Origin of the sequence: Spirosoma aerolatum (assembly GCF_002056795.1) — a bacterium.
GTDB lineage: Bacteria > Bacteroidota > Bacteroidia > Cytophagales > Spirosomataceae > Spirosoma > Spirosoma aerolatum.
Map to the genome: position 1 here is coordinate 6,208,625 of NZ_CP020104.1, position 15,177 is coordinate 6,223,801.

Below are 15,177 nucleotides of genomic sequence, written 5' to 3' on the forward strand. Positions count from 1 at the left end.
TTAAATACCTCCCTTAAAACTGAAGTCTGGCACCCGCACTGACCGTTCGCAGGGGTGGGTACCCTATCCCACTCACTTCAGGGTCCATGTAGCCTTTCAGGTGATCGAGCGAAAACAGGTTGGTTCCGTTTATGAATATCCGGGCATTGATGAGTTTGACTTTATCGACGAGCTGACCCGGCAGGGTGTAGCCCAGTTCGAGGCTGCGCAACTTGATAAAGCTGCCGTCGCGCTGCCAGAAACTGGAGTACTGGTAGTTATTCAGGTTATTGGACGCCGACAGGCGTGGGTAAGTAGCCGTCTCTGCCGTTGCGGGTGTCCAGCGGTCGAGGGCAATGGGACCAACCTGGCCATTGTTCTGAAAGGCCTGGAACTGGGTTCCGCCAAAATACGCAGTCCTGCCCGTTACGCCCTGAAACAGAAACTCCAGATCAAATCCCCGATACTGGAATTTTGAATGCAGGTTCACCGTAAGCGTTGGTATCGATGTTTTGCCAATTGGGCGCGTATCGTTCTGGTCGATAATGCCGTCGTTATTCTGATCTTTGTATTTAATATCGCCGGGTTGTACAGGCGCAAATATCTGGCGGGGACTGGCGGCAATATCAGCCTGGTCTTTAAAAAGCCCCAGTGCTTCCAGACCAAACGGTTGTCCAATGGCCTGACCTGTAGTGTATTGGTAATCGAACAGCCGGATAGCCTCAGCATTATAGACGATCTTGTTTTTAGCATACCAGGCGCTGGTTTCCACAAAATACTGGAATTGCCCTGTCGATTTACTGCTATAGCGTATAGTGGCTTCGAAGCCTTTATTGGTAGCTTTACCCTGGTTCAGCAGGGGCAGCGTAACACCGGTGTATTGGGGTACCGTACGGTTGGGGGCTACCAGGATATCATATCGATCATTCTGAAAGAGATCAATCCCCACATCCAGGCGTTTTGCCAGCGTCAGCTCCAGGCCAATATTCAACGTTTTCTGTTTTTCCCAGCTTAATTGTGTGTTGGCCGCTGCGCCTTCAGCTAAACCGAAAACCTGCGTATTGGCCGTACCCAGGTAATAGGCAGCCGTATAGGGAAATAGTTGCTGAAACATGAACCGGTTGCCGCCAATCTGGTCGTTACCCGCCAGACCATACGAACCGCGCAGTTTCAGGTAAGTAAGGGTTGAATTATTTTTAAGAAATGCCTCATTAGACGCAATCCAGCCAACTGAGGCTGCCGGAAAGAACCCGTAGCGTCGGTCTTTCGGGAAATTTTCGGACCCCATATAGCCAAAGGAAAGCTCCCCAACATAGGTCTTCGCGTAGGTATACGTAACCCGCCCGCCCACGCCCACGTGCTTATAAGGCAGGCTCAACACAGCCGTTGTAGTGTTGTTGGTATTGGTGTAGCTATCCGAATTATACATCAACAACGCCGACACATCGTGCTTACCGAAGGAGCGGTCGTAATTCAGGAAAGCCTGAAAAACTACATTTCGCCACTGGTCGGAATTGTCCTCATTACCGAGTAGGGAGGTCTTCTGCCCAAATCGGCTGTAGAGCGTATCGCCGGTGGCTGTCTTGCTGACCAATGCCCGCTCATACGTTTTGGTTTTGTTCGAGTAGCTTCTGAAAAAGTTGTTGAACGACGCAGCCGCCGATATAGTCAGGCCCGGCGTAACCATATCCAGTTGCTCGGTCAGCTTCAGGGTCGACTGGAGGGTGCGGCCATTGGAGGCATAAGACCCCGTTTGCAGCAGGTTGGCGAATGGATTCGATAGGGCACTGGTGCCACCGAAACTACCATCGGGATTATAGACCGGGAAGGCATTGGGCGGCAGCGTTGCCAGTGATGTAAAGACCGATCCGGTTGTGGTAGCCGCCGGATTCGCTTTATCTTCTACTGACCCACCCAGCGTTAGCGAAGCCGACAGCCGTTTGGTCAGATTCATATCGACATTCGACCGGAAATTGAACCGAGAATATTTCGAGTTGACACTTTCGGGCTCCATGTTCCCAACGTTCTGATAGAGGCCATTACTCTTAATGGCGTTCAGCAACACGAAGTACCGAACGGTGCTATTGCCGCCCCGGAAGTTCAGATTGTAATTGGCGATAGGCGCCGTTTTCTTCAGCACCACATCATACCAGTTTACGTTCGGATGAAAATACGGATCGCTACCGGATCGATACGCTTCCAGATCGGCATCGGTGTAGCGGGGTGCTTTGCCATCGTTGACGAGTCCTTCGTTATATAAGCGGGCATAGTCGTACGAACCCAGAAACTGAGGTAGGTTCGACGCGGTGTGAAAGCCCTGCTGAGTACTAAAATTCACCACAAGTGGGCTATCGCTTCCCCGTTTGGTCGTTACCAGCAACACCCCATTGGCACCCCTTAGCCCATAGATCGCCGTTGCCGAGGCATCTTTCAGGAGCGACACCGATTCGATTTCGTCCGGCACGAGCTGCTCATACGAACTCTCGAAACCGTCGACCATAATCAGCAGGTTACGCCCCCCATTGCCAAACGTATTAATACCCCGTCCAATGAGCGACGGGGAATCATTGCCCGGCTCACCCCCGCCCTGCAGAACCGTAAGGCCCGGTAGGCGGCCATAAAATGTATTGGCCAGGTTAGTCGTAAAGTTTTTTTGCAGATCGCTTCCCGAAACAGTCGACAGGGCACCGGTAATTTTCCAGGCCGGTTGCCGACCATAGGCGATAGGCCGTTCGACGTTTCGGTTGACAGACGATTGCCGACTTAAAGCAGTAACGTCCGTTGTTGAGTCTGTAACGGCTTTCTGTGCCCAGGCGGACTGATTAAAGACCACAGCCAGCACAACGAGCAGCCCGATTGTATAGTAGTTTTTAAGATTCATAAGTGTCATGACCGATACGTTAGTAGCCCGGATTCTGGACGAGATAACCTTTATAGACTTCGGTATTCAGGAAAGGATGCAAGTACATTCGGGTCAGGAAGGTGCGGGTTTCGAATACGTAAGGCTCGTATTTAAACTCGGTGCTGCCCGTAATTTTCGTAATTTTCAGCCCATAGAAGGCTCCCTGCATTACGCCATCATTTTCAGCGATTTTCCAGCGCCTGATGTCGTACAGGCGATGATCTTCAAAAGCCAGTTCGATGTCACGTTCGTTGCGTACCCGGTCTCTAAACTGCTCTTTGGTCAGACCCGTCGGCAGTTTGGGCATACCCGATCGTGCCCGAATCGTATTGACGGCCTCATAGGCAGCTGGCACTGGCCCCTGCGCTTCGTTGAGGGCTTCGGCATAGTTCAGGTAAGCTTCGGCAAGTCGGAAAACGATCCCATTCGGCACGGCACCCGAACTAGCCGACAGCGCATCGGGTAGCAACTTTTTCAGCCAGGCTCCGCCATCACAATCTGTAGCATGGCGACCGCCCTGAAAGGTTTCCAGCAAGGGTACGTCCTTATCATAGTAGGAGCCATTGTAGCCTACCGTCTGCGCAAAACGAGGGTCCAGTTCCGCGTATTTTTTCATAAGATCAGAGCCGCCCGGCCAGGTTTGGGGCGTTCCGTCTTTCTTTTCGTATTTCCGGACAAAATTATGAATGACCGATACCCCACCCCAGGCATTGATAATCGTTACTGGCTGTTGCCCATACCAGGGAAACTGCGTCCGCGCCCGGCTGGCATAGGTTTTTTCGGCCAGTACGATTTCGGCATTGTCATTTTGCTCCCAGGCATATTTATAATTCTTGTCAACACCTTTGTCCGTAATGAGGGCGAAATTACCGGCAGGTGCCAGATCGAGAGCCGCTTTGGCCGCATCGGCTGCCAGTTGCCAGCGGTTATTATCCTGGTTGCCATAGCAGATGAGCTTGTTGTCTTCCCCTAAGCTCAGGTAGGGGGTAGCTGTGTTAAATAACGGACTGGCGGCATAGAGCAACGTACGCGCTTTCAGCATCTGGGCCGCCGTTTTGGTGATCCGCCCCCGGAAGTTGGAGGTATAGGTCGCAGGTAATTTGGCTACAGCTTCATCGCAGTCTTTTACGATGAAATTCACAACTTCTTCGATCGTATTGCGCTTGACCTGAAAATTGTCGGTCAGCTGAAACCGCTTATCGATAATGGGTACCCCACCGTAGCGTTTGAGCATTTCAGAATAATTGAGCGCCCGTATGAATCTCACTTCGCCAGCGACCTGATTTTTGTAGGTTTCATCCAGGCCCGGCACGTCATTCAGTCGTTCCAGAATGATGTTACAATTTCGGATGGCCGTCCAGCGAATGTAATACCGGTAATCTTCATTGGCCACCAGAGTTGTAGCCGACGTAACATTGCCTGCATTCCACTGCTCCGGGTGCATAAAGGTAACTTCGCACTCAGCCTCATCCGTAATGGGGGCATTGATGCAATACGTTCGGGATGTCGGGATCAGGTTCGCATCGTTATAGGTAAAGATCGAGTGCAGGCCAATTCGGTAAGTTCCCGCAATGAAGGTCTCCAATTGAACCTTAGAGGAAAAAATGGTATTTTCCGTAACATCGACACCCGGTGCTTTATCTAAAAATTCATTAAGTGATTTATCGCAGGCCGATACGGCCAGGCACATGACACCACAAAGTATAGCCCTGAAAAATGTTTTCATGGTGAGTTAGAATTTAAGGTTAAGCCCGAAGTTGATAGTGCGGGTCAGTGGGTAAGGTTCTTCGTTGGTTACGCCCTGAGTGGTACTGCCCGGCGCAGTGCCACTCAGTTCGGGGTCGACACCGGGAAGCACGGAACTCCAGGTAATCAGGTTGTTGGCGTTGGCATACACGCGGGTTCCACTCAGGCCTAGTTTAGCCAGAAACGTTTTTGGGATATTATACCCAATTTCTACGTTTTTTAGGCGAACATAACTGGCATCGCGTACCCAATAGGTAGAGAACCGGTTGTTGTGGTTGTTCTCGTCACCCTGCGTCAGGCGGGGAAACTGGATGGGTAAGCCCTTCTCATAGCGATCAGCCGACCAGCTATTGACCAGGTATTCAGGCGCACCTGAGTTTTCAAAGAACCCCCGGATTTGTCGCCGGTTATAGGCCAGCGAAACATTCCCGGCGCCTTGGAACAGAACGGAAATGTCAAAGCCTTTGTAATTACCCCCGAACGAAATACCGAAAATCTTTTCGGGGAAGTTGGAGTAGCCAATGGGCACCTGATCATCGTCGTTGATGATACCATCGCCGTTGGTGTCCTTATACTTTATATCACCGGGTTGCAGGCGGTTGTTATTCCAGGACGAAACGGGTCGGTTGGCGTCATTTACTTCAGCCCACGTATTGTAGAGCCCCTCGGCTACTAAGCCAAAAAACTGGCCATACCGCTGCCCGGTGCGATACTGGTAGGAGAAGGGCCGTTTGATTTCATCCTGAAACTCAACGGTATTCCTCGCAAATGTAAAGTTTCCTTTTATCCAGAAATTAACGTTCCCAATGTGGTCATTGTAGGTAATATCTGCATCAAAACCATGGTTCTTCATGCGCCCCAGATTGTAAGCGGGCAAGGTGGCCCCTACCGTTACGGGTACAGTACCCAGGTTAGCTAAAATGTTGTTTCGCTGTTCCGAAAATACATCGGCAGTAAGACCGATTTTGCCCTTCCAGAACGACATTTCTACACCTAGATTTTGTTTGACAGCCCGCTCCCAGGTAACATTCGGATTCCCTAATTTACCTTCTGACGAATAATTGTATCGGGTTGATGTGCTGCCCACTTCACCAAAATAATAGCCGCCTGTTCCTGAAGCCGTTGTAATGACATAGGCCGAAGGACGGTATAAAAACCGATCGCTACCAATCTTATCATTTCCCACCTCTCCGTACGATCCTCTGATTTTGAGGTAGGTAACTACATCGTTTTTGGGAAAGAAGGATTCATCGGAGGCTACCCAACCCAGCGAATAGGCCGGAAAGAAGCCAAACCGATTACCAGGAGCAAAGTTTTCTGTTCCGTTGTAGCCAAACGTAAATTCGGCCAGGTAACGGCCTTTGTAGCCGTAGGTGGCCCGGCCAACGACGCCCTGATAGCCATTAGGAACCAGGAACGCCAGCGTGGGATCGAAGTACTTGGTCTGGTTGTAGTTCACTAAAGCCGTTACGTAATGATCGCCGAACGCCCGCTTGTAATCGAAGCCAAACTGGGCATATGTCCGCCGGGTTTTACCAATCGTCTGGCCAAATGAAAAGGGACTATCAGCCGACTGAGGCACCAAATTCACGCTGTTATCGGGCAAACGGATAGCATTATACGTAATCAGCGTACGGTTGTTGACCAGGGTCTCGGTGTTGTTGTTCTGGTAGTTGACAATACCGGTAGCCATCAACCCCTGCGTGATGAAATCAAGGGTGTAATCCAGGCGAATGGAGCCTTGCAGGAAATTTTTGAATTGCCGGTTATATCCCTGACCGAACATATCGGCCAGGGGGTTATTGGCGGTACCTACCCCAACCAGGTTAACCAGTTTATCACCAATCAGGCCCGGTGATGTTAACGGATTTGCTCTGGCAATGCCTTCAATTACCCGAACTGTCGGCCAGTTATTCCCACTCAGGTTCTCGGTTTGCGACGATAGGTCAATGGAGGCTTTTAGTCGTTTTGTCACGTCAAAATCGAAGCTCGACCGGAAGTTATAGCGTTTGTACTTCCGGTTGGCATCGAAATCTTTCACTAAATCGCTGTGGTTGAACTGTCCGCCCTGGCTGAAGAATCCCGCCGACACGAAATAACGTACCTTCTCGGTACCGCCATTGATACTCAGATTATGCTGAGTTTGCAGGGCCTGCGGCTTAAGCACCAGGGAGTACCAGTCGGTGTTGGGATGAAAAATTGGGTCTTCACCCGATTTATACAGGGCCAGGTCGGCATCTGTAAACTTGGGAACATACACTGCCCCCGATACATAGGTGTCGTTTTTGAGGGACTCGTTGTACAAGCGGGCATAATCGTAACTATTCATGCCTTTCCGCAAACTGGTAAAGCTGGTTACAGCCACATTGCCCGTGTAGCTCAACTGGGGTTTCCCTACTTTCCCCCGCTTGGTGGTAATCAGCAAAACGCCATTAGCCCCCCGTATCCCATAAATCGCGGTGGCCGATGCATCCTTTAAGATGGTCAGGTTTTCAATTTCGTTGGGGTCGATGTTGTTATAGTTGCTTACCTCAACCCCATTCACCAGAATAAGCGGATCAGACGCGCCCGAAAACGTACTCACCCCCCGGATGCGGAGGGTGGATGCATTGTTACCCGGTTCGCCACTGGTTTGGACGGCAAAAAGCCCCGGCATTCGACCCACCAGCGAATTACTGATGTTGGCTACCGGCGACTGTAGTAAATCTTTGGTGCCTATAGCGGCAATTGCGCCGGTAACGGTTGCTTTCTTCTGCGTACCAAATCCCACCACCACGACTTCGTTGAGTTCCTTCATATCGGGCTTTAGCGCGATGTTGATCTGAGTCTGGTTGCCAACGAGAACTTCCTGCTTATCAAAGCCAACGAAGCTGAATACCAGAACCGCATTCTGGTCGGGTACAGCAATGGTATACAGGCCACTGGCATCGGTATTGGTCCCCTTGGCAGCCCCTTTGATCACAATACTGGCTCCCGGAACCGGCTCCCCTTTCTCGGTGTCCGTCACTTTTCCCCTGATCACAATGTCGGCGGGTTTGGTGGTCGACAGCGATTGCAGATCCATCCGTGCGGCCAGCGTATTCGTTACCAGCACCTTATCCGCTTCTGGTTCAGTTGACTGGTTTGCCGATGTCTTTAACAACTCGGTTTCGGGTGGTACGTTTTTGGCCGATTTACGGGGTAGTATAGTATAGCCTCCCCCTTTGAGTTTACGAAAGCGTAGATTGGCGGGCGTTAGTACCCGGTCGAGAACCTGTTCCAGCCTGTCGTTTTCATTGACAGTTCCCGTGAAAGTTTTGTTTTCCAGCAGTTCTTTCTGATAGACGAAACTCGTTCGGTGAGTCAGTTCTAACTTCTTGAGCAGGGCAATGATGCTGTTGCTATTGTCCTGTGCCCAATTGCCCTGCTGTAGCTTATGTACGGAGGCAAATGTCAGTTGGGCCTTTCCTTCCGGAATCCCAATAAGGCAGGATAACCACAAGGCTGTATAAAAGAGGATACGTCTTTTCATAGATTAAACCGGATCGTGTGATTGACTGGCTGTGTTGGTAGTCAAACAGGCGAGGGTATCGCTTTTCCCGTTTTTCTATGATTATTTTCTGTTAATTTTTGAATTTTCGGCTTAAATACGACCAACCCGATGCCATCGATTCATAGGTCTTCTAACTCGTTACGTATTGTATGATTGTATGTCCAAAGCCATATGGAACGATTTCAGAACAAATACCGGATTGCTTCGGCGCGGGCGGCCTGGTGGGATATGGGTGGGCCGGGGCTTATTTTATTACGATTTGCACAGCGCAACGGCATCATTATTTTGGCAACATCAACCAGGGCCGGATGCAATTGTCGTCGGTTGGTATTCTGGCGGATGTATTCTGGCACGAAGTACGCCATCATGCCCAACAGGTTGAATTAGGTTCGTTTGTGGTCATGCCGAACCATATTCACGGAATTTTGATATTGAATAATGACGACGGCAATAACGACGGCCACGTATCAACGCCATCAGCGCAACGATTTCAAAACCAGGGCAAAAACACGGTTTCGTCGATTATTGGGGGATACAAATCGGTGGTTACCAAACACGCGCATCGATTGGGTTTTGATTTTGGCTGGCAGGCCCGTTTCCATGATCACATCATTCGGAACGATGCAGAATACCAACGTATTAACGATTACATTGAACAGAATCCTGTACGCTGGGATGTCGATAAATTTTATACCACGTAGAGACAAGGCATGCCTTGTTTCTACTATTTACCGAATCTGATAGGTATCCCCTGTTTTTTTAATATTGGCATCCAGGATAATGCCCAGATTCTCGATGCAGTCGTCGGCCACATCGGTACGGAGTTTCCCCGTGAGTTTCTGGTTCAGCAACAGGCTGTCGTTCAGGTTGATTTCCACGCCAAAGGTATCTTCCAGACTATTGATAATTTCGGGTAAACTTTTGCCGTCCAATATGATATAGGATTCTCGCCAGGCATCATACAGTTCAGGCTGCACGCGTTTCAACTGAATCTGCCGGTTTTTCGGTGATACCGTAGCCATATCACCCGGCTTCATGACGACCATCGACTGGTTATCTGTACTTAGCTGAACCCTCCCTTCCTCTAAAACCACATGGGTTTGGTCGCGTCGGGTGTTTACGTTGAATTCGGTACCCAATACGTCGATCTGCGCTTCCGACGTGTGAACAATGAATTTGGCCCCCTTCCGTTTGGCGATGTCAAAATAAGCCTCACCTTCAAGCCATACTTCCCGAATGGGACGATCGGCCAGGTTATCCGCTACTTTAAGCCTGGAATTAGCATTGAGCGTTACCACCGACCCATCCACCAGCTTGATTTCCTGAATTTTACCGTAAGCCGTCTGATACGTCAGGGATGAATTAGCCTGATAGATCGACCAGGCAAAACCAATTGAGGCAACAAGTAGCACAACGGCGGCCGCTGCCCAATAAAGCCGCCGATACTCGTATACCAGCGGTACAACAGGCGTCTGGCGGTCTGGTTTTTCAATATCGTTCCAGATACGTTGTTTTAAACGGGCAAGCTCCTGTGGTGAAGGTTCGATTTCCTGAAAACGAATCGTTTTAACGTAGTCGATCGCCAAACGGATATCGGCTACTTTATGCGGATAATCAGCCATAAAGGATTGCCAGAACCGATTCGATTCGTCATTGGGGCTGAGTACCCAGTGTATAAATGTAGGGTCTTTGCAAAAGTCTTCTACAGTAAAATCGGGCGTTGGCATCAGTTAGGCATCATGGTCGTACTCGTTAAACAGCCCACAATTTATTTTTTCCCGGCTTTATCTCAATAAAATCTTTACGAAATAGATCAGTATACTCCCCGGCAGGCTTACCCACAACGCGCCCCCTTGCTCAAAGGAGCTACGTACATAAGTCCGAAGGGTCGTTAGGGCTACGTTCACGGTGTTATAAACGCTCTTCATCGTAATGTCCATTACCTCTGCCGCCTGCTGGTAGCTTAAGCCTTTCATATACACCAGGTACAGAATCTCTTTCTGTCGCTTGGGCAACTTGTTCAACTGGGCAATTACCAGCAGTTTTTGCTGTTCGATGAGTTGTTCCTCCACCAGGCTCTGCTCATACGGCTGAATTAAAAATTCGGCGTTATCGAACAGATATTCCTCTGAATCCAGCTTATTTAATCGACCCACCGTATCCAGCAGCCGACGACGTAAGGCCCGGTAGAGGTAAAACCGGATGTTATCGGTAGCCCCTAGCCTCGACCGGTTTTCGTGGATGTGCAGGAACAGTTCATGCAGGCAGTCTTCCACCAGTTGCCGGTTACGGATCAGATTATAACCATATCGGTACAGGTCAGCCGAGAAGTACTCGTAGAGCTGCGAGAAAGCCGCCTGACTTCCATCTCGAAAGTCGTTCCACAGGCGAATATGTTCGGCAGGGGTAAGTTGAGGAGTCATACGGGCAGGTTAGGATCGGGTTAGCTCGGCTTCTATTTCTTCCAGGGATTTTCCTTTCGTTTCCGGCATGCGTACCCAAATGAACAAAAAATAGGCGAGACATACTATGGCGTGAAACCCAAAGGTTACCGGTAAACCCCAGTATTGCTTCATGACGGGGAAGGAGGCCGTCGTGAAAAAGTTGGTGATCCACAGGGCCAGCGTTGCCAGTGCCATGGCATTACCCCGGATACGATTGGGAAAAATTTCGGAGAGAGCCACCCAGGTAACAGGTCCTAACGTAGCGGAATAAATAGCGATGAACCCCAATACAAACACAAGCACCCAGTTCCCCGGCAACTGCCAGTAAAAAGCCGCCGATAACGCCAGTGCATCCAGACAAAGCAACATCGACCCGTATTGCAGTAATTTCTTCCGGCCAATTCGGTCAATCGTACCAATGGCAATGAAGGTAAAAATGAAGTTGATTACGCCAATGATAATCGATTGCAAAAAGGCGAAATCCTGCGCCATACCCGCCTGTCGGAACAAGTCCGGAGCGTAGGAAAACAGGGAATTCTGCCCAACGGCCTGGGAGAAAACCGCAACGACAATACCGATGAAGACAATGGGCCACAGATCTTTCCGAAACAGATCGCCGACCGATTCTTGGGTTTCCTGGGTGAAGCTGGCTCTGATCTGGTACGCTTCGGCAGTAGCGTAGGTCTGCCCACCGATTCGCGTCAGAACGGCAATGGCTTCGGGTAAACGCTTTTTACGGATCAGCCAGCGCGGACTTTCGGCAACGAAGAACAGGCCAACAAAAAACAGCAATGACGGCACCGACTGCGTAGAAAACATCCACCGCCAGTTATTGACCCCGGCATTCAGGAGCAGGTAATTGGAGAGGTAAGCCAACAGGATGCCAATGACAATAGAGAGTTGGTAAAACGACACCATCTGTCCACGTATAGGCGCGGGCGAAATCTCGGCTACATACATCGGACACACTAAAGCCGCAGCGCCAACGGCCCCGCCACTGAGCATCCGAAAGGTAACGAACAGCGGAAAGCTACCGGCCCAGCCCGTACCTACACCGGTCAGGGCAAACAGTACCGCACAGCCCATCAAGAGCTTTTTTCGGCCTAGTGTATCGCTCAGCTTCCCCCCTATCAAAGCGCCAAAAGCCGCACCCAGGTTGATACAGCCCACAGCCCAGCCCGTTCGAATCTCATCCAGTTGAAAGTACTTCGTAAAAAATGGAACGGTGCCAGAAATGATGACCAGATCGAAACCGAATAAAACGCCCCCTAAGGCTGCAATGGCACTAATAAGGTAAACGTAACGTCGGTTGACGGCAACGTCGATCCCGCTGATGTTGGGTTGAGTCTGAATAATAACGGCCATAAGTGTTCATTTTAAAAACTGTTACACAGAGATTCGCAGAGCCAACACAGAGATTCACAGAGAAAAAGAAAACTCTGTGAATCTCCTTTCCCTCCGTGCATCTCTGTGTCACAACTCTTCTTACTTCAATGCCACATCAGCCTCTTTACTCAAAAATTCGGCGCCCTCTTCAACCAGTCCAGCGGCATCCCAGTTGAGCAGCGCGTCATTAGGGACCACATCTATGGCCGTGATACTGGCCGATGAAGACGATGATTCGTTGTAACCAATGTTCGACTGCCGGTTGTAGCACGAAATCATCGACCAGCGCGGCTTATCCGACAAATTGGCTTCGGAACGATGGAGGATGTTGCTGTGAAAAAACAGAACATCACCCGCTGTTAACTCCACAAAAACGTGTTCCATCGTTTTCAGTGCCAGGTCGACGTAGCGTTGCGAAGCACCTACCTGCTCACCCGCAAAACCGTGCTCGACCCGCCCCATTTTGTGCGAGCCTTTGATCACCTGCAAACAACCGTTTTCCTGATTCGCATCCGTAATGGCGACCATGACCGACATCATCTGATCGGGCAGCAGAAATTCGTTTTTATACCAGTAGCCGTAATCCTGATGCCACTCCCAGGCCCCGCCAACGCGCGGCTCTTTTTGCATCAGTTTGGAGTGAAAATGACACACTGAGGAGGCTGGATTATCCAACAGGGCATCTACCGACTCCACAAGTTGCTGACTTCGGGTGAGGAGTCCATACACATCGTCGCCGGGTTTGTACCAGAGCGACAGTTTGCTCCGCTTACCCGTGCTGTCGTTGACATTAATGGCGTGTTTGCTTATGGCGCTGTCCTCAATAGCGACATGGTAGAGTTTTTCAACTTCGGCGGCATTCAGAAAGCCCCTGACAATCAGATAGCCATCCTGATGATATTGCTTAATCTGTTCGGGTGTCAATGATTCGTTTGTCATGTTGATTGAGTTTAAAAGTTGTGTTCAATCTGTTTTCTGATCCTGGTCTGTCCTAATGCCGTAGAGTGCTCAAATCGCGCTAATTTCAAAGAGTTCGCCGGTATACATAGCCGTCAGAGTTACCTGAAAGCCCATCGTTTGCAGGTCCTGTCCACTCAGGGAAGCCACGAGTTTCCCATCCATTGATTTAACTTGGTAGCGTTTGGTGGGGTCGAGCTGCCGCACGGTCACCATTCGCTTTGTTTCTGGCGCACCATGCCGGAATATGCCCACAATGCCGCCCGCTTTTGTGTCGGTATTGATGCGTTGGAAACCGTCCCACATACCCTCCTTCGGTTCGCCGAACCCGGCCAGATCCTGGCGGTAACTCATGATCTGGTGTTTGTTTTCCATCCCTTGCAGCCAATTGGCATAGGCCCTGTATTTTTTCAGATCAGGTGCCGATAATTTTCGGGGGTCTCCCAGCATGATGGGTAAGGCCCCGGCTAATGATTTGATGTGCATCTCCCAACCGGCATCCTGCATTTCGGGATTTCCGATGACCAGGGCCGTAGCAGGGATGGCAGGTGAACGCCACCAGGCCATATTCCGGACGCGCAGATCGACGTTGGCATCAGGTGGGCCGTAGAAATTTGACAGCCAGTCACCTTCAGCATGTTTCAGCATGGCGTAATCAATCAGTTGCAGACCACCCATCGTTTCAAATGTGCAGTCAATAAACAGATTAGGCTTAGCGGCATGCAACTCGTCGAAGAGTTTCCAGACGGCTTCATAATTGGTGTACAACGATTCGTGATGGTCTTTGTGCCCCTGATGGTTGGCGGCATAGCAACCCGTCACCTTGTTCCCAAATCGGTACGTACTGGTGACCACCGTAAAATCCAGTTTCAGGTATTCCAGACCGTACTCCAGCGCCAACTTTAATAGCACATCTTTGATGTAGTCCCGCCAGGGAGTACCAAAGCAGGCGGTGCGCATGTTCAGGTCATCTTCGTGCAGGTTGGCCGGTTGCTGATTAGCGTCCAGTACGAACCAGTCCGGGTGAGCTTTGTAAACTTTACTATCCGGAGAGGCACTGCCCACGCTGACCCAAAGGCCGGGCTTCATTCCCAAGGATTTGATATAGTCGAAAACGGGTTTCAGGCCATTGGGAAATTTCTTTTTGTCGATAATCCAGTCGCCATAATTATCGGCCCAGCCATCGTCGATGATAAACTCTTTCATGCCCGCATCGGCGGCTGCTTTAGCCAATTCCATGACTAGCTTCTCATTGATATTCTTACGAAAAGGCACCCAGGTGTTATAGACAAAGGTGGGTTTCTTCTCCAATTCGGAAAGGCGGATACCCATATGTTTACGCAAAAAATCGGGGACAGCCGTATTCAGGATTTCGTCTGGATCTTTGTGGTTGTTATACACCATCGTGAATACCTGCGGAGTCGTGAACGACTCACCTGCCGCGATGTATTTCCGAAAGGGGAAGCGGGCATCCTTGTGCGTCAATCCGCTGAGAATGGCGGGCTCATCCCAGAAAACCGACGTGTGTTTAACGACACCAGCAGCCTCGTTACCAATCACAATACCCTGTTGCCAATCGCTGTTATGCACCGTGAGCAGAGCATCCTGAAAGTTACCGTCGTAGGGACCAATGGACCGCCGTCGGCCATAGTCGTGACAAATCCAGCTAAACGTAGTGGCGTTGTAATTGGTTACCACAAACTTTTCGACATCAACCGATTCCAGCCGAACCGGCTCGTTGGTCAGGTTTTTAACAATTAAGCTTTTGCGGATAACGGGCAGATTGGGATAAAGTAAAAAATTCAGGGTGAGTTCTAGTTTCCCGTCGTTGCTTTGCAGTGTTACGGCTGCTCCGTCGCCCTGCTTGGCGTCGGTAAGTCTCTCCGTTTTTACCAGCTTCCAATCGCCGGAGCCGCTATATACTTTATCGTTTATCTCAAACTGGAAATCTGGATTCGTTTTTTGAAAATACCTGAATTCGCCAGCAACGGGTTTGTATTCGGTCGTCAGCAAATGACCATCCGAAGCAGGCAGTTTGATGGTTCGCTGAACGATACTGTTGTTCAGGATAAGCTCCGACGTGTTCCATCTGGCAAAGGGCGAATTTTGCACCTGCCCCCTGGCACTGGATATAGACACCGCTAATGCAATAGCCAGCATCCGGTAATTTTGCCAAAATGGGTAAAGAAAGTTCTTCATAAACGATTGCGTTAAATGCCTGACAGAAATCA

9 protein-coding genes are annotated in these 15,177 nt (G+C 50.1%); 1 reads left to right on the forward strand and 8 read right to left on the reverse strand.

What is annotated here, in order from left to right; genetic code table 11:
• Positions 1-13 precede the first annotated feature (13 nt).
• From B5M13_RS25775 to B5M13_RS25785, 3 genes are read right to left on the reverse strand one after another with little or no spacing between them, the layout of a single operon-like run.
• Positions 14-2,869: a SusC/RagA family TonB-linked outer membrane protein gene (locus tag B5M13_RS25775; protein WP_245859498.1), complete on the reverse strand. Its 2,856-nt coding sequence runs from the start codon at positions 2,867-2,869 to the stop codon at positions 14-16.
• A 10-nt stretch (positions 2,870-2,879) separates the two neighbouring features.
• A complete protein-coding gene (locus tag B5M13_RS25780; protein WP_080058408.1) occupies positions 2,880-4,607 on the reverse strand; it encodes a RagB/SusD family nutrient uptake outer membrane protein in 1,728 nt (575 codons plus the stop codon).
• Positions 4,608-4,613: 6 nt separating this feature from the next.
• Entirely contained in the window at positions 4,614-8,138 is a 3,525-nt protein-coding gene (locus B5M13_RS25785) for a SusC/RagA family TonB-linked outer membrane protein (RefSeq protein WP_080058409.1), read from the reverse strand.
• A gap of 170 nt (positions 8,139-8,308) precedes the next feature.
• On the opposite strand from B5M13_RS25785, the gene B5M13_RS25790 reads away from it, so the two are divergent.
• Entirely contained in the window at positions 8,309-8,860 is a 552-nt protein-coding gene (locus B5M13_RS25790; RefSeq protein ID WP_245859500.1) for a transposase, read from the forward strand.
• Positions 8,861-8,887: 27 nt separating this feature from the next.
• Here B5M13_RS25790 and B5M13_RS25795 read toward each other — a convergent pair whose 3' ends face one another.
• The 5 genes from B5M13_RS25795 to B5M13_RS25815 form a co-directional block, all read right to left on the reverse strand.
• Positions 8,888-9,886 carry a FecR family protein gene (locus B5M13_RS25795; protein ID WP_080058410.1) on the reverse strand — a complete coding sequence of 333 codons (999 nt, stop codon included), beginning with the start codon at positions 9,884-9,886 and terminating at the stop codon, positions 8,888-8,890.
• Between the two features lie 57 nt (positions 9,887-9,943).
• The gene (locus B5M13_RS25800; protein WP_080058411.1) at positions 9,944-10,582 is read right to left on the reverse strand and encodes an RNA polymerase sigma factor; all 639 of its coding nucleotides are present in this window, start codon (positions 10,580-10,582) and stop codon (positions 9,944-9,946) included.
• A gap of 9 nt (positions 10,583-10,591) precedes the next feature.
• Positions 10,592-11,968: a sugar porter family MFS transporter gene (locus B5M13_RS25805; RefSeq protein WP_080058412.1), complete on the reverse strand. Its 1,377-nt coding sequence runs from the start codon at positions 11,966-11,968 to the stop codon at positions 10,592-10,594.
• A gap of 120 nt (positions 11,969-12,088) precedes the next feature.
• A complete protein-coding gene (locus B5M13_RS25810) occupies positions 12,089-12,928 on the reverse strand; it encodes a phytanoyl-CoA dioxygenase family protein (protein WP_080058413.1) in 840 nt (279 codons plus the stop codon).
• Between the two features lie 69 nt (positions 12,929-12,997).
• Positions 12,998-15,145, reverse strand: coding sequence for an alpha-galactosidase (locus tag B5M13_RS25815; RefSeq protein WP_080058414.1), 2,148 nt, complete (start codon positions 15,143-15,145; stop codon positions 12,998-13,000).
• Positions 15,146-15,177 lie beyond the last annotated feature (32 nt).